This is a genomic window from Staphylococcus sp. GDY8P54P, assembly GCF_017892645.1.
In the GTDB taxonomy this organism is placed as follows: domain Bacteria; phylum Bacillota; class Bacilli; order Staphylococcales; family Staphylococcaceae; genus Staphylococcus; species Staphylococcus ureilyticus.
Genome location: NZ_JAESLN010000018.1, coordinates 1 through 23,813, shown reverse-complemented (window position 1 = coordinate 23,813; position 23,813 = coordinate 1). Strand labels below are relative to the sequence as shown.

Below are 23,813 nucleotides of genomic sequence, written 5' to 3'. Positions count from 1 at the left end.
TTGAAGATAGTTGCTAAGATAGGTAATGTTGAATACGAAACGAACCAAGTAGAAGCTCCCGCTTCTCACCTGTAGCGACGCTAAATGCAGTTGGCAGGTCTATATATACATGAAAATATCATGTGTAGAGAAGAGCGGGTATATTATATACTCGCTCTTTTTGCTTGGGATAATTTCGTAAAAATCTTGGAGGTGTCAACCATAGCAAAAGATCAGACTCAAGTTAACGAAAAGATTCGCGCAAAAGAATTACGTTTGATAGGGCAAGACGGAGAACAAATTGGTGTTAAATCAAAATCCGAAGCCCTAGAAATGGCTGAAAGAGTAGGTTTAGATGTAGTCTTAATGGCTCCAAACGCTAAACCACCTGTTGCAAGGATTATGGATTACGGTAAATACAAATTCGAACAACAGAAAAAAGAAAAAGAAATGAAAAAGAAACAAAAAACAATCAACCTTAAAGAAATTCGCTTAAGTCCAACAATTGAGGAACATGATTTCCAAACTAAATTGAAAAATGGACGTAAGTTCTTAGAAAAAGGCGATAAATGTAAAGTTTCTATTCGTTTCAGAGGACGTGCGATTACGCATAAAGAAATTGGTCAACGAGTTTTAGAAAAATTCGCTGAAGAATGTAAAGATATCGCAACTATTGGGCAAAGACCTAAAATGGACGGTCGTCAAATGTTCATTATGCTTAACCCAATAAACGAAAAATAATATTAGATAATACAGGAGGAAATGAATCATGCCTAAAATGAAAACCCACCGTGGAGCTGCTAAACGTGTTAAAAGAACTGCTTCAGGTCAATTAAAACGTTCAAGAGCTTTCACTTCACATATGTTTGCAAATAAAACAACTAAACAAAAACGTAAATTACGTAAAGCTTCATTAGTGCACAAATCAGACATGAAACGTGTAAAACAATTATTATCTTATAAAAAATAATTGATGAGATAGCCTGAGAAACAGCGAAAAATTTAAGAATGTACACATTTTAAGGAGGAATTTATTATGCCACGAGTAAAAGGTGGAACAGTAACAAGAGCGCGTCGTAAAAAGACGATTAAATTAGCTAAAGGTTACTTTGGTGCAAAACGCACATTGTATAAAGTTGCAAAACAACAAGTTATGAAATCAGGTCAATATGCTTTCCGTGACCGTCGTCAAAGAAAACGTGACTTCCGTAAATTATGGATTACACGTATTAATGCTGCAGCACGTCAACATGATATGAGTTATTCAAGATTAATGAATGGTTTGAAAAAAGCTGATATCGACGTAAACCGTAAAATGCTTTCTGAAATCGCGATTTCAGATGACAAAGCTTTTGGTGAATTAGTAGCAAAAGCTAAAGAAGCTTTAAAATAATTTTTAAATAAAGCCTGGGACACCATATTGTCTCAGGCTTTTATGTGGTATTGGCACTGCGTAAATACTTTATGATAGATATGCTTGTGTTAATACCTTTATAAGGTTAATGATTTAGATTCAAAGGTTGAAATATTAGATGATTAATAATTTACCTGCGAGTAAGCGTTTTGCTATTAGTATTGTTTTGAGATACGTGAATGTTTTGATAAAATGACAAGGAAGTCACATATGAAGGAGAAACTAATGTCTAAATTTGACGAAATGATTACGGTAGTACCAAGAAAAATTTTATTTGATAATGAAAATAATCAGTTTAATGGATTTTTAGATAAAAATTCGAACAAGGGACAAGACATTTTTGAAACACTATCGAATTATGAAATTAAACGACGTGGTGATATGGAAGAAGATCCAAGTTATAAACAACTTATTTCGTATTGCATTTTAGAAAATGAGCACGATGAAATATTAGTTTATGAACGACTCTCAGGTGGCGGAGAAACGCGTTTGCATGGTCAGTCTTCGATCGGTGTTGGTGGCCATATGAATGACGTTAAAGGTGCTGAATCTATTAATGAAGTGCTTAGAGTGAACGCTCAGAGAGAATTAAATGAAGAAGTAGGCCTTTCTGAAAGTAAATCACAAAATTTAGCATACATAGGCTTTATCAATGATGATACAAATGAAGTTGGTGAAGTACATTTAGGTGTTGTATTTAAGATTAATGTTAACAGTAATGATGTAGAAGCAAAAGAGACCGACACTTTAAAAATTAAATGGGTCAACCATAACAAGATAGACAATTATGATGAATTTGAAACATGGAGTGCGCTCATTTTACAGGCAATACAATAGAGGTGTTGATTAATGTCTGATATCATTCCATTTCCGAGATCAAAAGAAAAGTTGATTAGAGAAATTAAACAAGCTTTTAATGAAAATAATTTAGCACAAGCTTATCAGTTGTTTGAGTCATTAGAAGCTCAGTTCGAACTTGATGAACAAATGGCTTTATTAAAATGTGCGATGCTTTTTAAAATGGAACATTATTTAGAGCTACGTGAAGAGGCAATCATTCTATTAAAACAAAGTATATCTAATTATGATGATTTGATGATTTATTATGTTAAAAGTTTAAATGGCTTAGGACAATATTTTGAAGTTGTTGAAATTATTAATCAAATCATAGATGAAGTCAATGATCATAAGACTAGAATGGAATTATTTCCAATCAAGGAATTTGCTTTAAGCCAAATTGATAAACATAATGAACATGCAGCTCAAATGCTACAAAGTTTTGATACATTAACACTTAAAGAACAAGTTAACATTATGCTGACGCTCATAGATCATAGTCAATATCGTTATCAAGATACAGTGATTCATTTGTTGAATGAGCTGAAACTCGCACCGAATGTCGTAACTATTATGTTGGAATACTTGCGTTTTGCAAAAAATGACCAAACGATTTCTATTCATAAATATGGATATGAAATCAATGTGATTCCACAGAATCTTGAAGGGCTAGAACAAACTTTATTTAAAACTGAAGTTATACCTAACGTTCTGAAGCAACTTGAAGATGGTGCAGCACAACAACTTGTAGAAGAAGCGCTTCATATGCTGAATAATCATGCCATTTTACTTTATCCATTAAATGTTGAACTCATTGCAACAAAGGAAACTTGGATAGAAGGTTATACAAATTATTTCAAATCAATGTTAGGTTTAGAAAGTATCGATGAAACGAATCATGTGCTTGCATTCATTGAGTCGTTAGATAAAGAAAAATAAGTAGTTTTATCATTAACTCATATGAAAAATGGGTAATGGAGTTAAGAGGTAATATAAAATTATAATAAATTTCAACTTTTTATTAATTATTCATATAAAATTCATAATTTGTGTCGAGCTTTGACGTGTGCTATAATAATGAAGTTGAAAAAATAAAATAGGATAATCATGGAGGTTTTTATACATGACAGCAACTTGGGAAAAAAAGGAAGGTAACGAAGGTGTTTTATCTGTTACTGTTCCAGCAGAAAAAGTAGACAAAGCAATTGATCAAGCTTTCAAAAAAGTGGTTAAACAAATTAATGTGCCGGGCTTCCGTAAAGGGAAAGTACCTCGCCAAATTTTTGAACAACGCTTTGGTGTAGAAGCATTGTATCAAGATGCAGTTGATATCTTATTACCAGAAGCGTATGGTGAAGCTATTGACGAAACTGGCATTAAACCAGTTGATCAACCAGAAATCAATGTAACATCAATTGAAAAAGGTAAAGACATGACATTTGAAGCAAATGTTGTAGTTGAACCTGAAGTTGAACTTGGTGATTACAAAGGTTTAGAAATTGAAAAACAAAATACTGAATTAACTGAAGAAGAAGTACAAGAATCAATCGATCATCAACTTGGACATCTAGCAGAAATGGTTGTTAAAGAAGATGGTGCAGTTGAAAATGGTGATACGGTAAACATTGATTTTGATGGTTATGTTGATGGTGAACAATTTGAAGGTGGACAAGCTGAAGGCTACGACCTTGAAATTGGTTCAGGTTCATTTATTCCAGGTTTTGAAGAACAATTGGTTGGTGTTAAAACTGGCGAAGAAAAAGATGTTAATGTAACATTCCCAGAAGAATACCATGCTGAAGAATTAGCTGGAAAAGAAGCTACTTTCAAAACAAAAGTTAATGAAATCAAATATAAAGACGTTCCAGAATTAAATGATGAAATTGCAAACGAATTAGATGCAGAGGCTAACTCAGTTGATGAGTATAAAGAAAACTTACGTAAACGTTTAGCTGAACAAAAAGCTACAGACGCTGAGAATACTCAAAAAGAAGAAGCTATTAATAAAGCTACGAATAACACAACAATTGATGTTCCAGAAGCGATGATTAAAACTGAGTTAGACCGCATGGTTCAAGAATTTGGACAACGTATGCAACAACAAGGTCTTAATTTAGAAACTTATTTCCAAATTTCTGGACAAGATGAGTCACAATTAAGAGAGCAAATGAAAGATGATGCTGAGGAACGCGTTAAAACAAATTTAACATTAACTGCGATTGCTGATGCAGAAGAAGTAGAAGTATCTGATGCTGACATCGACAAAGAATTAGAAAAAATGAGTGAACAGTTTAATATATCTGTAGAAGATATTAAACAAACACTTGGTAACACTGACATTGTTAAAAATGATGTACGTATTCAAAAGGTTATTGATATGTTAGTAGAAGAAGCGAAATTAGTAGAACCATCTAAAGATGACTCTGAAGCATAACTAAAAATGTCACAAGCATATTGTTTGTAGAAACAAAGTATAGTTGTTTAATATTGTAAACTAGTAGCAGATGCATTCAATTAATGTGTCTGCTACAATGTTTTGTGCAAAAAACTTGAGATTTGTTCAAGTTGCATATTAAAATGCTATCTAGTATAGTCTTTAGGGAATAGGGGTGTAAATAGAATGTTCAAATTCAATGAAGATGAAGAAAATTTAAAATGCTCTTTCTGTGGTAAAGATCAAGACCAAGTTAAAAAATTGGTCGCAGGAAGTGGCGTATATATTTGTAACGAATGTATTGAGCTATGTTCAGAAATAGTTGAAGAAGAGTTAGCTCAATCAGAATCAGAAGGACTAACAGAATTACCAACTCCTAAAGAAATTATGGATCAATTAAATGATTATGTTATTGGCCAAGAAAAAGCTAAAAAATCTCTAGCTGTCGCAGTATATAATCATTATAAACGTGTTCAAAATTTAGGTCCAAATGAAGATGACGTGGAATTACAAAAAAGTAACGTTGCTTTAATTGGTCCAACAGGTAGCGGTAAAACCCTTTTAGCCCAAACTTTAGCTAAAACATTAAATGTGCCTTTTGCAATCGCAGACGCTACGAGTCTCACTGAAGCCGGATATGTTGGCGATGACGTTGAAAATATATTACTTCGCTTAATTCAAGCAGCTGATTTTGATATAGATAAAGCGGAAAAAGGTATCATTTATGTCGATGAAATCGACAAAATCGCTAGAAAATCAGAAAATACTTCTATCACAAGAGATGTTTCAGGTGAAGGTGTACAACAAGCGCTATTGAAAATTCTTGAAGGTACAACTGCAAGCGTGCCACCACAAGGCGGACGTAAACATCCTAACCAAGAATTAATTCAAATAGATACTACAAATATCTTGTTTGTACTTGGTGGTGCATTTGACGGTATTGATGAAGTCATTAAACGCAGACTAGGTGAAAAAGTCATTGGATTTTCTAGTAGTGAAGCATCTAAATATGATGAGGATGCTATCTTAGAACAAATCAGACCTGAAGATTTACAATCATACGGTCTAATTCCAGAGTTTATTGGTCGTGTGCCTATTGTTGCAAATCTAGAAACACTAGATGTTGATGCATTGAAAAATATTTTAACACAACCAAAAAATGCTTTAGTAAAACAATATACAAAAATGTTAGAACTAGATGATGTAGAACTAGAATTTACAGACGAAGCATTGTCTGCAATTAGTAACAAAGCGATTGAGCGTAAAACAGGTGCGCGTGGCTTACGTTCAATTATTGAAGAAGCATTAATCGATATTATGTATGATGTTCCATCTTCTGATGGTGTTGTAAAAGTGGTAATAACTGAAGAAACGATTAATGATGAAAAAGATCCTGAACTATACGATAAAGAAGGAAATCTCGTTAATAAGGAACAAACTTCTGCTTAATAAAATAGTTTGAAAATAAAGGGCTGAATCAAAGCGAATCAATTGATTAGTACTGGTTGCCCTATGAGTTTTGATTAACGTTGTATATATTAGATTATCAAAGTTTTATATTAGTCAATGTTGAAAATTAAGACTAAAAGGCTGAGACATTTTAAATGTGTCTTAGCCTTTTTCTTTTAAAATGGAATATAAATCATATAAAAATACATATAAATAAGTGAAATTGTGTAATATAATAATGAAGTGACTTTAATAGAAAAGAGGGTCGGTAATGAAAATAAATCCTAATGAAATAGAATTATTAATCAGTGCGGTAAAGCCTGAACAATATCCTGAAACTGGTTTGAGCGAGGTAGGACTCAGTGGTCGTTCCAATGTTGGTAAATCATCTTTTATTAATAGTATGATTGGACGTAAAAATATGGCACGAACTTCACAACAACCAGGTAAAACACAAACGCTCAATTTTTATAATATTGATAATCAACTGGTATTTGTAGATGTGCCAGGTTATGGTTATGCTAAAGTGAGTAAAAAACAACGTGAAGCGTTTGGAAAAATGATTGAAAAATATATTTCTCAGAGAACGTCTTTAAAACTTGTCATTCAGCTTGTTGATTTGAGACATAATCCTACAGAAGATGATATTTTAATGTATAACTATTTGAAGTATTTTGATATTCCGACATTAGTAGTTGCTACAAAAGAAGATAAAATCGCTAAAGGTAAAGTACAGAAACATTTAGCCAATGTCCAGCGAAAACTTGAAATGGAACCTGAAGATGAAATTATCAGTTATTCTTCTATCCAAGCGAATAAGCAACAACAAGTATGGGATATAATTGCAAAATATATATAGAATGTTGAGAAAACGGTTAAAGCCTATAAATTATGACAACTATTTGAATGTAGATTAGAATATTTCTAATTTACGTGTGCAATATGCTTAACTCAAATGATAATTGTGTTATAATTTAGTTATTGTAATATGTATGGAGGGCGTTATAAATGCATTTAATTGCGATAAGCATTAATCATCGTACAGCAGATGTAGCACTAAGAGAACAAGTTGCTTTTAAAGATGATGCCATACGTTCAGCCAATGTTGATTTATTCGAAACTAAATCTATTTTAGAAAATGTAATATTATCAACTTGTAATCGCACAGAAGTATATGCTGTTGTTGATCAAATTCATACAGGTCGCTATTATATTCAACGTTTTTTAGCGAGAAATTTTGGGTTTGATGTTGAAGAGATTAAAGAAATGACTGAAGTAACTGTGGGGGACGCAGCAGTAAGACATTTATTGCAAGTTACTTCAGGCTTAGATTCTGTAGTGTTAGGAGAAACTCAAATTCTTGGACAAATTAGAGATGCATTCTTTATTGCTCAAGAAGAAGATACAACTGGTACTATATTTAATCATCTGTTTAAACAAGCTATTACTTTTGCGAAAAAAGCGCATAATGAAACGGATATTGCAGATAATGCAGTTAGTGTTTCATATGCAGCAGTTGAACTTAGTAAAAAAGTATTTGGCAAAATTAATAATAAAAGTGCTTTGATTATTGGTGCAGGGGATATGAGTGAGCTATCACTCTTGAATTTGATAGGTTCAGACGTAACTGATGTAACCATTGTTAATAGGACTGTGAGTAAAGCACAGAAATTAGCAACTGCACACAATGTTAAATATGAATCTATAGAGGCACTACCACAACTTTTGGCACATGCGGATATTGTGATTAGTTCAACGAGTTCAGATGAATATATCATTACAAATAGCATGATGGCTACGATTCAATCACAACGGAAAAATGATTCTCTCGTGTTGATAGATATTGCGGTTCCAAGAGATATTGAACCAGGCATAGATACGATTCAAGATGTTTTTAATTATGATGTTGACGATTTGAAAGGTTTAGTAGACGCGAACCTAAAACAACGTCAAAATGCTGCTGATGAAATTTTACAAAGAATTCCAGCAGAAATTGATGCACATAATGAATGGGTTAATATGTTAGGTGTTGTTCCTGTTATTCGCGCGCTTAGAGAAAAAGCGATGGATATTCAAGAAGATACAATGAGTAGTATTGATCGAAAACTCCCTGGATTAACAGAAAGAGAACGTAAAGTGATATCAAAACACACTAAAAGTATCATAAATCAAATGTTAAAAGATCCTATTAAGCAAGCAAAAGAGTTGAGTAGTGACAAAAAAAGTAACGAAAAATTAGAGCTATTTCAAAACATTTTTGACATTGAAGCTGAACAAGCCTATAAACCAAAAGAGAAAAAACGCAATGTAACAACAACAAGTCAAATTTTTAGTTTTGAATAAGTAAATGCAAATGGTGATGATATGCAAGAATTTTCGTTCATTAGATTAAATGAACTTATATTATTAATTTATTTATTTAGCATTGCTTGTTATTTTTATGATTTTTTGAAAAAGCATCATAGAGTTAAAATGATTGGTTTTGTTTCATTGGGGATTGTTTGGATGTTACAAACAATCTCTTTATCTTTATATGTAAATGTAACGAAACAAATTCCATTAGGTAATATATTTGATGTGTTTTTTGCTGTAGCATGGCTTATTATTTCTATTTCCATAGTAATCAATGTGATAAAACAAATAAACTTATCTATATTTTTATTTAATATGATTGGTTTTTTATTTATTGCAATCAATACGTTCCAACCTATGCATTATCAAAGCACTGGTGAAAAACTCAATATTATCAATGAATTGCTTATTGTGCATATAAGTTTGGCGGTAATTAGTTACGCATTATTTGCCTTTGCGTTTGTAAATTGTATCTTATATTTAATACAATACAATAATTTGAAGCAAAAACGGTTTGACCAGAAATATTTTAGAATAGGTAGTGTAGCTACGCTTGAACAAGTGGTATTTTACAGTAGTTTAATTGGTTTCATATTCATCATATTAAGTATTGTATTAGGTGCACAATGGGGGGTTAATACATTAGGGGTAAATATCATTGTAGACCCTAAAGTTATTATGTCTTCAATCATAACATTACTATATGGAATTTATTTAATTTTTAGAGTTAAAAAAATGCTAACAAAGCACAAATTAATTTATTTTAATATCATATTGTTTTGTCTTAGTATGATTAATTTATTTTTCGCTTCACATATATCTGATTTTCATCAATGGACAGGTATTTATTGAAGTGTGATTTAGTTGAATGAATAGACTTGTTTCTAGGAGGTTGCGCATGATGCGTAAATTAGTAGTAGGTTCACGAAGAAGTAAGTTAGCTTTAACACAAAGTAGACAATTTATTGATAAATTAAAAATGGTAGATCCAAGTTTAGAAGTGGAAATAAAAGAAATCGTAACGAAAGGCGATCGAATTTTAGATAAACAATTATCTAAAGTGGGCGGAAAAGGTCTATTTGTTAAAGAAATTCAAAATGCCCTATTTAATGGAGAAATTGATATGGCAATTCATTCTTTAAAAGATGTTCCAAGCGTAATTCCAGATGGATTGACTTTAGGATGCATACCTGACAGAGAAAATCCATACGATGCATATATTGCTAAAAATCATGTTCCGCTAGAATCATTGCCAAATCAAAGTATTGTTGGTACCAGTTCGCTAAGACGTGGTGCACAAATACTTGCAAAATATCCACATTTACAAATAAAATGGATTCGCGGTAACATTGACACACGATTGAGTAAATTAAATAATGAAGATTATGATGCCATATTATTAGCTGCAGCAGGGCTAAAACGTATGGGTTGGTCAGATGATATCGTAACATCATATTTAGATGAGCATACTTTGATCCCTGCAATCGGTCAAGGTGCATTGGGTATAGAATGTCGTTCTGATGACAAGGAGCTGCTAGAGCTTCTTGCTAAAGTCCACAATGAGGATGTTGCAGAATGTGTAACTGCCGAACGTACATTTTTAGAACGCATGAATGGAAGTTGCCAAGTGCCTATAGGGGGCTATGCTAGTAAAAATAGTGATGGTACAATAGAATTTACAGGACTAATTATGTCACCTGATGGTAAAGAACGTTACGAACATACCGAGCGCGGGAAGGATCCTGTTGAATTAGGTGAAAAAGTAACAGAAGTCTTAAATGCACAAGGTGCGTACGAAATAATAAAAGCACTAAACGAAGAACAATAATCGTTCGAGGTGAAAATAATGAGACCAGTTATAGTTATGACACAAACTTCTAAATTTAAACAAGATGATAAGCATATTTTACACAAGCCGTTTATAGATGTAGAACCTTTATCATTTGATATAAATTTATTAGATGTCGACTATGACTGGCTTATTTTTTCGTCTAAGAACGCAGTGAAGTATTTTCAACCATTTCTATCGCAAGTGAACGTAAAAAATTTTGCTGCAATAGGCGCTAAAACTGCAGAATATTGTAAATCATTGGGATTAGATGTATTATTTTATCCTTCAGATTATTCACAAGAAGGTTTTCTTAAATGTTTTCAAACTGCAAAAAACAGTAAAATATTGATTCCTTCAAGTGCTTATGCACGTCCTTTATTGCAGAGAAGTTTATATCAACAAGGGTATCAAGTTTGTAAAATTGATTTATACCGTCCAGTACCACATACTAAAAATATAGCAGATGTTAAACGTATGATGCGAAATAATGAGCTAGATGTCATTACTTTTGCGAGTTCATCTGCAGTAAAATATTTTTTTGAGCAAAGTGAAACACCGCGATTTAATCATTATTATGTCATAGGACAACAAACCTTAGACACGGTCAAACAATATGGTTATGATGCAACAACATCAAATATTCAAACGTTAGATTCATTAATAAATAAAGTTGAAGAAAGTTGGGAAAATGATGCAATTTGATAGACATAGAAGGTTACGTAGTAGTAAATCTATGAGAGAAATGGTTCGTGAAACACATATACACAAAGAAGATTTAATTTATCCTATTTTTGTTGTAGAACGAGACAATGTTAAAGAAGAAATTAAGTCAATGCCAGGTGTGTATCAACTTAGTTTAAATCTGCTTGATGAAGAAATTAAAGAAGCATATGATTTAGGTATCAGAGGCATCATGTTCTTTGGTGTACCTAATGAAAAAGATGCCATCGGTACAGGCGCTTTTGATCATAATGGTATTGTTCAAGAAGCAACAAGAAAAGCCAAAGCAATGTACAGTGATTTACTCGTTGTTGCAGACACTTGTTTATGTGAGTATACTGACCATGGTCATTGCGGTGTTATTGATGAAAAAACAAATGATGTAGACAATGATAAATCTTTACCATTACTAGTGAAAACTGCTATTTCACAAGTAGAAGCGGGTGCTGATATCATTGCACCAAGTAATATGATGGATGGTTTTGTTGCAGAAATTAGAGCAGGTTTAGATGATGCTGGTTATTATAATATACCAATCATGAGTTACGGTATAAAATATGCTTCTAGCTTTTTCGGTCCATTCCGTGATGCTGCTGAGTCTGCACCTCAATTTGGCGATAGAAAAACGTATCAAATGGATCCAGCAAATAGAAGAGAAGCATTGAGAGAGCTAGACAGTGATTTACATGAAGGTGCAGATATGATGATAGTTAAACCGGCATTAAGCTTTTTAGACATTATTAGAGATGTGCGAAATACGACTAATGTACCAGTAATTGCATACAATGTAAGTGGTGAATATAGCATGACAAAAGCTGCTGCACTTAATGGTTGGATTGATGAAAAACAAGTTGTGATGGAACAGATGATTTCAATGAAACGTGCAGGCGCAGACATGATTATCACATATTTCTCTAAAGATATTTGTAGATATATTGATGAACAATAAGGAGGCAATTTTAAATGGGATATAATAATTCTATAGAAGCAATGAAGACAGCTGAAAATCTAATGCCAGGGGGCGTAAATAGTCCAGTTAGAGCATTTAAGTCTGTAGATACACCTGCGATTTTTATGGATCATGGAGAAGGTTCAAAAATATACGATATTGATGGCAATGAATATATTGATTATGTTCTAAGTTGGGGACCATTAATCTTAGGTCATAAAAATAAACAAGTTAATGAAAAATTACATGAAGCTGTTGATAATGGAACAAGTTTTGGTGCTTCTACATTAATTGAAAACAAGTTAGCAGAATTAGTTATTGATCGTGTACCTTCCATTGAAAAACTACGTATGGTATCTTCAGGAACAGAAGCAACATTAGATGCATTACGTTTAGCAAGAGGTTATACTGGTAGAAATAAAATAGTGAAATTCACTGGATGTTATCATGGTCATAGCGATTCGCTTTTAATCAAAGCTGGATCTGGCGTTGCAACTTTAGGATTACCAGATTCTCCTGGCGTACCCGAAGGTATTGCTAAAAATACAATATCAGTGCCATATAATGACTTGGCATCATTAAAAGTAGCTTTCGAAGAGTTTGGTGATGACATTGCTGGCGTTATCGTTGAACCAGTAGCAGGCAATATGGGTGTTGTACCACCAGTTGATGGATTCTTACAAGGTTTAAGAGATATCACAAATGAATATGGCTCATTATTAATATTTGATGAAGTTATGACTGGCTTTAGAGTAGGTTATCATTGTGCACAAGGTTACTTTGATGTGATGCCAGATTTAACTTGTCTCGGTAAGGTTATAGGTGGTGGATTACCTGCAGCAGCATTTGGCGGTAAAAAAGAAATCATGGACCATATAGCACCATCAGGTAATATATATCAAGCAGGAACATTATCAGGAAATCCGCTAGCTATGACAAGCGGTTATGAAACTTTGAAACAATTAACACCAGAGTCATATGATTATTTCAATAGACTGGGAGATATATTAGAAAGTGGATTAAAAGATATTTTTAAAAAACATAATGTACCTATAACTGTGAATCGTGCAGGTTCTATGATAGGGTATTTCCTGAATGAAGGACCGGTAACTAATTTTGAAGAAGCAAACCAAAGTGATTTAGAAATGTTTAGTCAAATGTATAGAGAAATGGCTAAAGAAGGCGTATTTTTACCACCTTCTCAATTCGAGGGGACTTTCCTTTCTACTGCCCATACAGAAGCGGACATAGAAAAAACATTAGCAGCATTTGATACTGCTTTAAGTCGTATTGTTTAATGTTAGTCATTTAAAAATTTAATGTTGGTATTTACTACTTAGCCAAATTAAACAGTATTTTAAAAGCTTCATTAACAAATATTTAATTGTACTTACTTTTTAGAGTTCTTTTTACCTTAATGGGGCGAGGATTCGAAATCAAATTAAGCATTTTGATTTCTAACTCGCTCCATTGTTTTAGTTAGACATGTATATATAACGATACTAAGGAAAGTTGTGAGCATATGAATAAGCATTTTAAAAATAATATAATCGTATTAATATTAGCGCTTATTTTTAGTTTGGTACTAAATGCTGCCCATGTTTTGCTACCATTTATGTTTGGTCCAATTATTGCTAGTATCGTTTGTATACGCTATCTACATTTAGATATAAAGTGGCCGTTTTGGTTGAGCCAAATCGGGTTAGTGCTATTAGGTGTTCAAATTGGCTCTACGTTTACTAAAAATGTCATATTTGACATTAAAGATGATTGGCTCACGATTGTTTTAATAACAATTATGTTACTTATTTTAGCATTAATCATTGCTTATTTTTTTAAAAAAATTGCCAATGTTAATACTGAAACGGCAATTTTAAGTGTGATTCCTGGCGCTTTAAGTCAAATGTTAATAATGGCAGAAGAAAATAAAAAAGCGAATATCATGGTTGTTAGTTTAACTCAAACATCAAGAATCATTTTCGTAGTTATATTAGTGCCATTTATTTCGTATTTTTTTCAAAGCCCTGGAAATCATTCAACGTCTGGACAATCTACAGAAGTTTTGACACGGGCTTTAACAATTCCCAATATTGCTCTACTCATTATCGCAATAGTCGCTATTTATTTTGTTATGTCAAAAATAAATTTTCCAACCAAGCAATTACTTGCGCCTATCCTCGTACTGATATGTTGGAACTTAGTTACAGGCGTGACTTTCACATTAGATAATTACATCATTGCTGCAGCACAAATCATATATATGATTCGAATAGGGATACAAATAGCAAAATTACTTGACCAAATGAAAGGAAGAATTGCAATAGCAATAGCATTTCAGAATATTTTATTGATATTATTAGCATTTGTCATGGTCTTGTTTATAGCAACGGTATCTCATCATCAAGTAAATGAACTATTCCTTGGTGCTGCGCCTGGGGGTATGAGTCAAATCGTATTAGTTGCTATTGAAACTGGCGCAGATGTTGCGATGATATCTAGTTATCATATCTTTAGAATTTTCTTTATATTATTTTTAATTGCACCGATGTTAAATTATTTTCTTAAATTTAGAGAAAGTCAACGTGAAAGCAATAAAAATGATTAGCGAAATATAACTTTGTAAATCTTTTATTTTTTTACAATAATTTAATATTTAATATATTGAACAACATATTTCTGTTTGATATTATAGAAGAGAAGTACCTCCAGTACTTCATCCTTTTGACCACTCTTCGGAGTGGTTTTTATAAACTTAAATTTTCATGATTTTATGCATATCATTTATACATTTATGACATCGATTCACTTTTGAAAGATTCCTAGTTGTTTAATCTAAAAACATGAACAAAAGCTCATGCCAGACTGACGACAAAGTCTCTAATATGCTCCTCCATGTAGACATTTAAAAATAAAAACTATGAGGGAGCATGTCACTTTTTATACCAAAACTAGTTTGATGTTAATGAAAACCCTCACCGTTGTATATATTAGGATTATATGGACATGATTGTAAGTGAGCGTTATATAGTCCTGCTGCCTCTAAAAATGAGAAGACAGTTACCGGACCTAAAAAACTAAATCCATATTGTTTTAATTTTTTAGAAAGTTCAGTTGCACGTTGATCGACTGTAATCCGTTCACTTGATTGAATATAACCTAAATCGAGTGGTTTATGATCGACATAAGACCATAAAAATTTACTGAAACTGCCGTAATCTTGCTCAATTTTGAAATAACCTTTAGCTTGATTGACAATAGCCTCTAATTTTTTTCTGTTATGAACAATATTAGGAAATGCCATTAACTTATCAATATCTTCTGAAGTCATTTTTACAATTTTAGCTGGATTGAAATTATAAAATGCTTGTTCATACGCTTCTTTTTTCTTTAAAATGGTTAACCAAGACAGACCAGCATGTTGGGATTCTAACGCCATTAATTTAAACAATTTCAAACTATCATATATAGGATGTCCCCAACTTTCATTGTGATAATTAATATATACAGGATCTGTAGTGCCGAACGCACATTCATTCATAAATTTCACTCCATTTTATTGACTTATTTTCATATCCATTATACTATAATCAAGTAAATAAATATTGTCTAATGGGAAGAGTAAATAAGCTGAAATTTAACAGAGAGTACATGGTCGCTGAAAATGTACAGTTTAACTTATTGAAGGTAGCCCTCATTGAACTTTAGCTGAAATTTGTCAAAACAAAGATAATAAAGTAGGTTAAGGCGTGTTTGAGCGTTAATCATAATTTTAAGTGCTTGAAATTATTATGTTAATTTCTTGAATTTAGGTGGTACCACGGTAAACCCGTCCTATTTTATAGGATGGGTTTTTATTTATTTAAGGAGGATTTTAAACATGGAAATGAACCCCAAATATAATCCAAACGAAGTTGAAGCTGGGCGTTATGACCAATGGGTCAGTAATGGCTATTTTAAAGCAGCAGAAGATCATTCAAAAGAAACATATACAATTGTTATTCCACCCCCAAACGTAACAGGTAAATTACATTTAGGTCATGCCTGGGATACAACATTACAAGACATTATAACAAGAATGAAACGTATGCAAGGGTATGACACACTATATTTACCAGGTATGGATCATGCTGGCATCGCGACACAAGCTAAAGTAGAAGCGAAACTCAAAGAAGAAGGTTTATCTCGCCATGACTTAGGTAGAGAAAAATTCCTCGAAAAAGCCTGGGACTGGAAAGAAGAGTATGCTGATTTTATCAGACAACAATGGGCAAAATTAGGTTTAGGTTTAGATTATAGTAGAGAACGCTTTACGTTAGATGAAGGACTTAGTAAAGCGGTAAAAAAAGTATTCGTCGATATGTATAATAAAGGACTCATCTATCGAGGTGAATACATTATCAACTGGGACCCAGTTGCACGTACTGCTTTATCTGATATAGAAGTCATTCATGAAGATGTTCAAGGCAAGTTCTATCATTTCAAATATCCTTACGCAGATGGCAATGGGTATATAGAAATAGCAACTACGCGCCCTGAGACAATGTTAGGTGACACTGCAATCGTGGTGAATCCGAATGATGACCGTTATAAAGATGTGATAGGTAAAACTGTAATCTTGCCTATAATTGGAAGAGAATTACCAATTCTAGCAGATGAATATGTGGATATCGATTTTGGTAGTGGTGCGATGAAAGTTACGCCATCACATGATCCAAATGACTTTGAAATTGGTAACCGTCATAATCTAGAGCGCATTACTGTTATGGATGAGTCTGGTCATATGAATGCACATGCTGGTAAATATCAAGGTATGGATAGATTTGAATGTCGTGAAGCATTAGTAAAAGATTTACAAGAACAGGATTTAGTGATTAAAATTGAAGAACATGAACACTCTGTTGGACATTCTGAACGTTCTGGTGCGGTCGTTGAACCTTATCTATCCACACAATGGTTTGTTAAAATGAAACCATTAGCAGAACAAGCGTTAAATAACCAAAAAACGGATAATAGAATTGATTTTGTACCTCAAAGATTTGAAAAAACATTTAATCGTTGGATGGAAGAAATTAGAGATTGGACAATTTCACGACAATTATGGTGGGGGCATCAAATACCTGCATGGTATCATAATGAAACAGGAGAAATTTACGTCGGTGAAACACCTCCACAAAATTCAGAAGAATGGACGCAAGATGAGGATGTATTAGACACTTGGTTCTCAAGTGCGCTTTGGCCATTTTCAACATTAGGTTGGCCTGATACTGAAAACGAAGATTTTCAACGTTATTATCCAACTAATGTACTTGTAACCGGTTATGATATTATTTTCTTTTGGGTTGCCAGAATGATATTCCAAGGACTTGAGTTTACAGGACAACGACCATTTAATGATGTGTTATTACATGGATTAGTACGTGCTGAAGATGGCCGTAAAATGAGTAAATCTTTAGGCAATGGTGTTGATCCTATGGACGTAATCGATGAGTACGGCGCAGATAGTTTAAGATATTTCTTAGCAACTGGGTCATCTCCTGGTCATGATTTACGTTATTCTACGGAAAAAGTTGAATCAATTTGGAATTTTATTAATAAAATTTGGAATGCTGCTAGATTTAGTCTGATGAATATTGGTGACAATTTCAAAGTTGAAGATGTTGACTTAACTCGTAATTTATCATTAGCAGATAAATGGATTTTAACACGCTTAAATGAAACAATAGATACAGTCACTGATTTAAGTGAACGTTATGAATTTGGAGAAGTTGGCAGAGCTTTATATAACTTTATTTGGGATGAATTCTGCGATTGGTATATAGAAATGAGTAAAATACCTATGAACGGAGAAGATGAAGATCAAAAACAAGTTACACGTTCTGTATTAACATATGTATTAGATAATACGATGAGAATGTTGCACCCATTTATGCCATTTGTAACAGAACAAATCTGGCAAAATTTACCACACGAAGGTGAAACGATTGTCAATGCAGCTTGGCCAAAATCCAATAATGACTTAGTATTTGATGAAAGTAAAGAAACGATGCAACAACTTGTTGAAATAATTAAATCCGTAAGACAATCACGCTTAGAAGTAGATACGCCATTATCTAAAGCAATTCCAATTTTTATTCAAGCAAAAAATGAAAATATAAAAGAGACTTTATTAAATAATTCAAATTATATTGATAGATTTTGTCATCCAAGTGAGTTGATTATTAAAACTACAATAGATATCCCCGAAAAAGCAATGACATCTATTACTTCTGCTGGTGAAGTCGTATTACCATTAGAAGGCTTGATTGACATGGATAAAGAAATTACGCGCTTAGAAAATGAACTCAAAAAATGGGAAAAAGAGTTAGACCGTGTTAATAAGAAACTAGCAAATGAAAACTTTGTTAATAAAGCACCTGAAAAAATTATTAATGAAGAACGTGAGAAAAAGCAAACATATCAAGAAAAATATGATGGTGTACAAGAACGCATTAATCAATTAAAAGCATAGGAGTCCTTAACATGAATTACCTAGACAGCTTATATTGGATACATGAACGAACTAAATTTGGCATTAAACCAGGTGTTAAACGCATGGAGTGGATGCTAGATAAATTAAACAATCCACAATTTAATATCAATGGTATTCATGTCGGTGGTACAAATGGTAAAGGATCAACAGTTGCCTATTTAAGGTCAGCGCTTGTTGACAATGGATATGAAATTGGGACCTTTACATCTCCTTTTATAGAAACGTTTAATGAACGTATAAGTTTAAATGGTGTACCAATTAGCGATGATGCCATTGTAGAATTAGTTCAAAAGGTAAAACCAGTAAGTGAAGCATTAGAAGCAGAAACAGAACTTGGAACAGCAACAGAATTTGAAATTATTACAACGATGATGTTTCTATATTTTGGAGAAATTCATCCGGTTGACTTTGTAATAGTAGAAGCAGGCTTGGGTATAAAAAATGATTCTACCAATGTATTTAAACCAATACTTAGCATTTTAACGAGTATTGGTTTAGATCATGTTGATATTTTAGGCGACACATATGTAGATATTGCCAAAGATAAAGGTGCAATTGTTAAACCTGAAACACCTGTTATATATGCTGTGAAGAATGAAGATGCACTTAAAGTCATTCGTGATTTTGTAGAACAACAAAATGCAGAAGGTATCGAGTTAGATAGAGATATCAGTGTGATTTCACAAGGTGAGGAATTTACATATCGCTATAAGAATTATGAACTAGAAACGCTTATTTTGGATATGTTTGGTGAACATCAAAAAGAGAATGCAGCATTGGCAATTACAGCATTAATCGAATTAAATGAATCAGGATTAGTGGAATTAGATTTTAACAAGATGATCAATGGGATTGAAGCAGTGCATTGGACAGGAAGAATTGAAAAGGTTAAAGATGATCCATTGATGATTATAGATGGTGCGCATAATTTAGAAAGTATAGAAGCACTCATAAAGACATTAAAAGATTATTATAAAATAGACAATGTGGACGTTTTGTATGCAGCTATTAATGGCAAACCTATCCACGCAATGGTTGATCAATTAAAAACAATTGCTTCTACAATGTATATTACCGATTTTGATTTTCCAAAAGCATGTACAAAAGAAGAAATTTATGATGAAATACGATTCGAGCAAAAAGAAACTGTAGATGATTTTGTTCAATTTATTGAAAGCTATGAAGGACAAGGGTTAGTCATTACAGGTAGTTTATATTTCATTAGTGAAGTTAAAGCGAAAGTGAATTTCTAAATATTTTTATTTGAATATCATAAAGCTAGTTACTATTTTACAACTTAACCAAAGGTATTTATTGGTTTTGTTAAATAGTAAACTAGCTTTTTCTATAAATATTTACTATTCTTTAAAAAGTGATATTTTTGTTAAAAAGCTAGGCTCTTGCAGGTATAATAAACAAGAGGAGGCGATTCATTGCTGTTATTGTTTGTTGTATGTCCTGTATTATTTAGTTTTCTTTACCAGTTATGTTTTGTAGAAACTTTTAAATTAAAGTATTTGGTAAGTAGATCTAAATGTGATTTCTGTAATAAGCAATTGAGGTACAGAGATATCATACCAATATTCAGTTATATTAGACTTTTTGGAAAGGCGTCGTGCTGTAATCAAACGCTTAGTAGATGTTATATCTTAGGTGAAATATTGTCAGTAGTACCAGCACTTTATACACTATTTCATCCAAGTGTACAAGCGTTAAGTACTTTCATATGTTTATATTTATTTCTGCTTGTTTTTGCTCTCTTTGATATACAAACACTTTCTATCCCATTACATATATTTTTAATATTTGCTTTTGTTAGTGCAATAATTTTTGAGGGTCATCTTAATTATTTTGTCATTGTTACATTCTTTCTACACATATTTTATTTCTTGTTCAAACATGCTATTGGATATGGCGATATATTAATTTGTTCACTTTTATCTTACTTAATACCTTATTCCATCTTTATTAACATACTCTTTCTTACTTTCTTACTAGGCAGTGTAATTTCAACGATATTAGTGCTTCAAACAAAAAAACGAAAAATTAAAATACCACTTATCCCATTTATATATCTTGCTTTTTGTATAGAGACAGTTTTATTACATTTAAGAATTTTCGAAGTAGGATTTAGATATTTATGATTAATTCAGGCAATTATAGCGATTAAAAATGCTTAAAAGAGGGTAAAATATAAAAGTAATGATTTAAAATCAATTAAAGGTTGATTTGTAACAAAACTCACCTAATATTGAAAGGAAGTTATAAATTGAGTTTAAATAAAAAGTTTCTATTAAATGATGGTACCACATTACCTCATATAGCATTAGGTACAGTTAATATTCAAGGTGGTAAAGGTGTTAAAGAATTAGAAAATGCATTAAATCTAGGTTATAGCGTCATTGATACTTCTACTAACTACAATAATGAAGGGATGGTAGGTGAAGCTATTCGTCGTTCTAGTATTCCAAGAGAAGAAATTTATGTCAGTGCCAAATTACCAGGTTCGGCTCATGAATATGATAAGGCAATTAACTTGATACAAGAATCTCTTTATAGAACAGGTTTAGATTATTTTGATAAATATCTAGTTCATTGGCCTAATCCTAAACAAGGTAAATATGTAGAAGCTTGGCAAGCATTAGTTGATGCTCAAAAATATGGATTAATAAAATCAATAGGTGTATCTAATTTTATGCCTGATCATTTAGATGACATCATTGAGGCAACAGGAGTTACTCCGGTAACTAACCAAATAGAAATTCACCCATACTTTAATAATAGTGAATTAATTGAAGAAAATGATAAGCGTGGTATTTTATCAGAAGCGTGGAGTCCATTGGGTCGTGAGATTAATGATGTGCTAATGAATGATACAATTAAAGAAATTGCTGAAAAATATCATCGTTCTACAGCACAAGTCATTATTAATTGGGTAAACCAAAAACATGTTTTTCCTGTAGTTAAAGCATCACAATATAACCATCAACGTGATAACTTTAACTATCTAGACTTTGAACTATCAGATCAAGATATTGCTAAAATTGATGCATTAGACAAAGGTGAAAATGGTCGTGTTGAAGGACAAAATCCTTATGAATACGAAGAGTTTGTATAATAGAATTTAAAGTTACATTTAAGTACTAAAATCTTTAGAAGCTTAGTATTTTAAAAATCTGTGTTTGTTAACTCCTAGAAGTGGGAAATAGAATTGATTAATTTTAGTCGATTTTATTCTCGCTTTTTAATATATTTAAATAACATAAGTATAAATCTGCTAACAGTATAGCATATGCTATTTTAATATTTAAAAATATGATAATATCAAGAAAAGGGAGGGGAACTCATAAAATGGCAGAAAAGAAATTCCCAAAAGATGGAATGCGCGTTTTAAAAGAGACAAGCCGTACGTTTTATATTCCAATTACTTTTTTAGAAAAAGAACTAAAACATTCTGTAGCTTGTGCATATTTAGTTATGCGTGCAATTGATGAAATTGAAGATCATGAAGAAATTAGTAATGATTTAAAGTATCATATGTTAATGCAAATTAGCGATTTACTTAAAACACCTTTTGATTCAGAAAAATATTTAGAAATCATAAATCCAGTCAAAGATAAATTACCAGAGGTTACAGTAAGATTGGAAGATTGGTTGGATGCTTGCCCTGAACACACACGGTCAATCGTTAGAGAATCTTCTAGTGAAATGGCGTATGGTATGGCAAAATGGGCAAAAGCTAATTGGAGAATTAAATCTCGGGATGATTTAGATGATTATACATATTATGTGGCTGGGCTTGTAGGTGTAATGCTATCTAAACTCTGGGATGTTTGTGCAAACGTTAAAACAGATAGAGATTTAGCAATAGGCTACGGTAGAGGACTCCAGGCTGTCAACATCCTTCGTAACGAGGAAGAAGATCTTGAAGAACGTGACGTAAGCTTTGTTCCAGATGGTTGGACTCGCGCAGATTTATTTGTATATGCTGAAGAAAATTTAGCAAAAGCTGATGAATACATGAAGGCTATCAATAAAAGAACGATATTGTTGTTCTGTCGTTTACCATTAGCGTTCGCACATAAAACATTAAAAGCAATGAAAAATGGACGTGAAAAAATGACACGTGAAGAAGTTGAAAAAACAGTAGAAGAAGTTAAAAAAGAAGAGTAGTTTGATTAAAAGCATAGTTATTTTAATATGTAAGATTTACATGTTGAAACTTACTATGCTTTTTAATTATATATAAAATGTATGATTTTATTTGTCGAATTTTAACGCACTATTATGAGATATCTTTGAACAGACATTAATTTAAGGATGGATTCAGTTATGAATAGAACGACACTATTAAGTTTATTAAATTTTGTATTTTTAATAATATTTGCTTTAGCATTTTTAACTAATATATTTGGGAAACTCACAATATATTTCATCATCATACTTCCTTTAATCATACTTGGATTAGGCATTTTCATTTTAATAGATAGTTTTAGAAAATATCAGCATGATAGTAATTATTTTGATAATCATAAATTTTAATGATGCAACTGTTTCATATTGAATTAAAAATTTTTAGCTAGAAATTAACAATTATTAGATTAATGAGAAAAAAGTCTACATGAGATATTATTCGTAGTAGAATAAATACATCTCACTTTTGAAATCTTCTAAAGAATCTTATTCCAATGACATTACAAATGATTAAGTTTACCAATATTGTAATACATCTAGATTATTTCATAGGAGTTGTTATTTATTGAAAATGAATGAACTTGCAGATCATCAAAAACCAAGAGAACGTATGTTGAGTCAGGGTGCTAGGTATTTATCACATGCTGAATTATTAGCTATTCTAATTAATACAGGTAGAAAAGGTAGTTCAAGTTTAGACATAGCTAATGAATTACTAAAATCAGTAGATAATTTAAAAGAGTTAAAAGCATTATCCATTAACGATTTAAACAAAGTAAAAGGTGTGGGACTGTATAAAGCACTTATATTGAAAGCAGCATTTGAATTAGGAGAGCGCATACATTCTGGAAGCGTCGATGATAAAATTCAAATCACTAGCCCTAAAGATGTGGCGGACTTTATGATGGGTCAGATGGAACACTTAAAGCAAGAAAAATTTATTGTACTTTTCTTAAATTCCAAAAATATCGTTATAAAAAAGAAAACAATATTTATAGGTACGTTAAATGCTTCAATCGTACATCCAAGAGAAATATTTAGTGAAGCGATTAAATGTGCCAGTAATGCGATTATCGTTTTACATAACCATCCATCTGGTGATACATTAAACATAGTATCCTAAAC

General features: G+C 32.1%; 22 protein-coding genes, 1 pseudogene and 2 other annotated features. Of the genes and pseudogenes, 22 read left to right on the top strand and 1 reads right to left on the bottom strand.

From position 1 onward, the window contains the following. The first annotated feature begins 40 nt into the window (after positions 1-40). Positions 41-169, top strand: a sequence feature (ribosomal protein L20 leader region). Positions 170-192: 23 nt separating this feature from the next. The 15 genes from infC (at position 193) to KA883_RS07905 (ending at position 14,570) form a co-directional block, all read left to right on the top strand. Continuing rightward, positions 193-720, top strand: coding sequence for a translation initiation factor IF-3 (gene infC, locus KA883_RS07975; RefSeq protein ID WP_037539866.1), 528 nt, complete (start codon positions 193-195; stop codon positions 718-720). Positions 721-748: 28 nt separating this feature from the next. Continuing rightward, the gene (gene rpmI / locus KA883_RS07970) at positions 749-949 is read left to right on the top strand and encodes a 50S ribosomal protein L35 (protein ID WP_019468477.1); all 201 of its coding nucleotides are present in this window, start codon (positions 749-751) and stop codon (positions 947-949) included. A 66-nt stretch (positions 950-1,015) separates the two neighbouring features. Beyond that, positions 1,016-1,372: a 50S ribosomal protein L20 gene (rplT, locus tag KA883_RS07965; protein WP_019468478.1), complete on the top strand. Its 357-nt coding sequence runs from the start codon at positions 1,016-1,018 to the stop codon at positions 1,370-1,372. Positions 1,373-1,618: 246 nt separating this feature from the next. Further along, entirely contained in the window at positions 1,619-2,230 is a 612-nt protein-coding gene (locus KA883_RS07960; protein ID WP_046207663.1) for an NUDIX domain-containing protein, read from the top strand. A 12-nt stretch (positions 2,231-2,242) separates the two neighbouring features. Next, positions 2,243-3,169 carry a hypothetical protein gene (locus KA883_RS07955; protein ID WP_210139944.1) on the top strand — a complete coding sequence of 309 codons (927 nt, stop codon included), beginning with the start codon at positions 2,243-2,245 and terminating at the stop codon, positions 3,167-3,169. 184 nt (positions 3,170-3,353) lie between these two features. Beyond that, a complete protein-coding gene (tig, locus tag KA883_RS07950; protein WP_046207661.1) occupies positions 3,354-4,664 on the top strand; it encodes a trigger factor in 1,311 nt (436 codons plus the stop codon). A gap of 186 nt (positions 4,665-4,850) precedes the next feature. Then, on the top strand, positions 4,851-6,113 hold the full coding sequence (clpX, locus tag KA883_RS07945) for an ATP-dependent Clp protease ATP-binding subunit ClpX (RefSeq protein WP_046207660.1): 1,263 nt from the start codon (positions 4,851-4,853) through the stop codon (positions 6,111-6,113). 271 nt (positions 6,114-6,384) lie between these two features. Beyond that, positions 6,385-6,972, top strand: coding sequence for a ribosome biogenesis GTP-binding protein YihA/YsxC (yihA, locus tag KA883_RS07940; RefSeq protein WP_046207659.1), 588 nt, complete (start codon positions 6,385-6,387; stop codon positions 6,970-6,972). Between the two features lie 149 nt (positions 6,973-7,121). Beyond that, positions 7,122-8,456 carry a glutamyl-tRNA reductase gene (gene hemA / locus KA883_RS07935; protein ID WP_046207658.1) on the top strand — a complete coding sequence of 445 codons (1,335 nt, stop codon included), beginning with the start codon at positions 7,122-7,124 and terminating at the stop codon, positions 8,454-8,456. 21 nt (positions 8,457-8,477) lie between these two features. Continuing rightward, positions 8,478-9,317: a cytochrome C assembly family protein gene (locus KA883_RS07930; RefSeq protein ID WP_046207657.1), complete on the top strand. Its 840-nt coding sequence runs from the start codon at positions 8,478-8,480 to the stop codon at positions 9,315-9,317. A gap of 49 nt (positions 9,318-9,366) precedes the next feature. Continuing rightward, complete coding sequence (gene hemC / locus KA883_RS07925) at positions 9,367-10,293, top strand: hydroxymethylbilane synthase (RefSeq protein ID WP_046207702.1); 927 nt, start codon at positions 9,367-9,369, stop codon at positions 10,291-10,293. Positions 10,294-10,311: 18 nt separating this feature from the next. Then, entirely contained in the window at positions 10,312-10,998 is a 687-nt protein-coding gene (locus KA883_RS07920; protein WP_046207656.1) for a uroporphyrinogen-III synthase, read from the top strand. Continuing rightward, positions 10,988-11,965, top strand: coding sequence for a porphobilinogen synthase (hemB, locus tag KA883_RS07915; protein ID WP_046207655.1), 978 nt, complete (start codon positions 10,988-10,990; stop codon positions 11,963-11,965). Before KA883_RS07920 ends, hemB begins: the two co-directional genes overlap by 11 nt. 14 nt (positions 11,966-11,979) lie before the next feature. Then, positions 11,980-13,263: a glutamate-1-semialdehyde 2,1-aminomutase gene (hemL, locus tag KA883_RS07910; RefSeq protein WP_046207654.1), complete on the top strand. Its 1,284-nt coding sequence runs from the start codon at positions 11,980-11,982 to the stop codon at positions 13,261-13,263. A 224-nt stretch (positions 13,264-13,487) separates the two neighbouring features. Then, positions 13,488-14,570, top strand: coding sequence for an AbrB family transcriptional regulator (locus KA883_RS07905; protein WP_046207653.1), 1,083 nt, complete (start codon positions 13,488-13,490; stop codon positions 14,568-14,570). Positions 14,571-14,924: 354 nt separating this feature from the next. On the opposite strand, the gene KA883_RS07900 is transcribed toward KA883_RS07905, so the two are convergent. Continuing rightward, the gene (locus KA883_RS07900) at positions 14,925-15,503 is read right to left on the bottom strand and encodes a DNA-3-methyladenine glycosylase I (RefSeq protein ID WP_046207652.1); all 579 of its coding nucleotides are present in this window, start codon (positions 15,501-15,503) and stop codon (positions 14,925-14,927) included. 58 nt (positions 15,504-15,561) lie between these two features. Next, positions 15,562-15,802 (top strand) — a binding site (T-box leader). Between the two features lie 40 nt (positions 15,803-15,842). On the opposite strand from KA883_RS07900, the gene KA883_RS07895 reads away from it, so the two are divergent. From KA883_RS07895 to radC, 7 genes and pseudogenes are all read left to right on the top strand, one after another. Next, the gene (locus tag KA883_RS07895; protein ID WP_046207651.1) at positions 15,843-18,473 is read left to right on the top strand and encodes a valine--tRNA ligase; all 2,631 of its coding nucleotides are present in this window, start codon (positions 15,843-15,845) and stop codon (positions 18,471-18,473) included. An 11-nt stretch (positions 18,474-18,484) separates the two neighbouring features. Continuing rightward, positions 18,485-19,747 carry a bifunctional folylpolyglutamate synthase/dihydrofolate synthase gene (locus KA883_RS07890; RefSeq protein WP_046207650.1) on the top strand — a complete coding sequence of 421 codons (1,263 nt, stop codon included), beginning with the start codon at positions 18,485-18,487 and terminating at the stop codon, positions 19,745-19,747. Positions 19,748-19,927: 180 nt separating this feature from the next. Beyond that, on the top strand, positions 19,928-20,638 hold the full coding sequence (locus KA883_RS13740; RefSeq protein ID WP_046207649.1) for a prepilin peptidase: 711 nt from the start codon (positions 19,928-19,930) through the stop codon (positions 20,636-20,638). Between the two features lie 125 nt (positions 20,639-20,763). Next, the gene (locus tag KA883_RS07880; protein WP_046207648.1) at positions 20,764-21,612 is read left to right on the top strand and encodes an aldo/keto reductase; all 849 of its coding nucleotides are present in this window, start codon (positions 20,764-20,766) and stop codon (positions 21,610-21,612) included. 233 nt (positions 21,613-21,845) lie between these two features. Next, positions 21,846-22,667, top strand: coding sequence for a squalene/phytoene synthase family protein (locus tag KA883_RS07875; RefSeq protein WP_210139943.1), 822 nt, complete (start codon positions 21,846-21,848; stop codon positions 22,665-22,667). 159 nt (positions 22,668-22,826) lie between these two features. Beyond that, a complete protein-coding gene (locus KA883_RS07870) occupies positions 22,827-23,036 on the top strand; it encodes a hypothetical protein (RefSeq protein ID WP_133170628.1) in 210 nt (69 codons plus the stop codon). A gap of 217 nt (positions 23,037-23,253) precedes the next feature. Then, positions 23,254-23,790, top strand: a pseudogene (radC, locus tag KA883_RS07865) (RadC family protein); the annotation flags it as partial. Between the last annotated feature and the right edge of the window lie 23 nt (positions 23,791-23,813).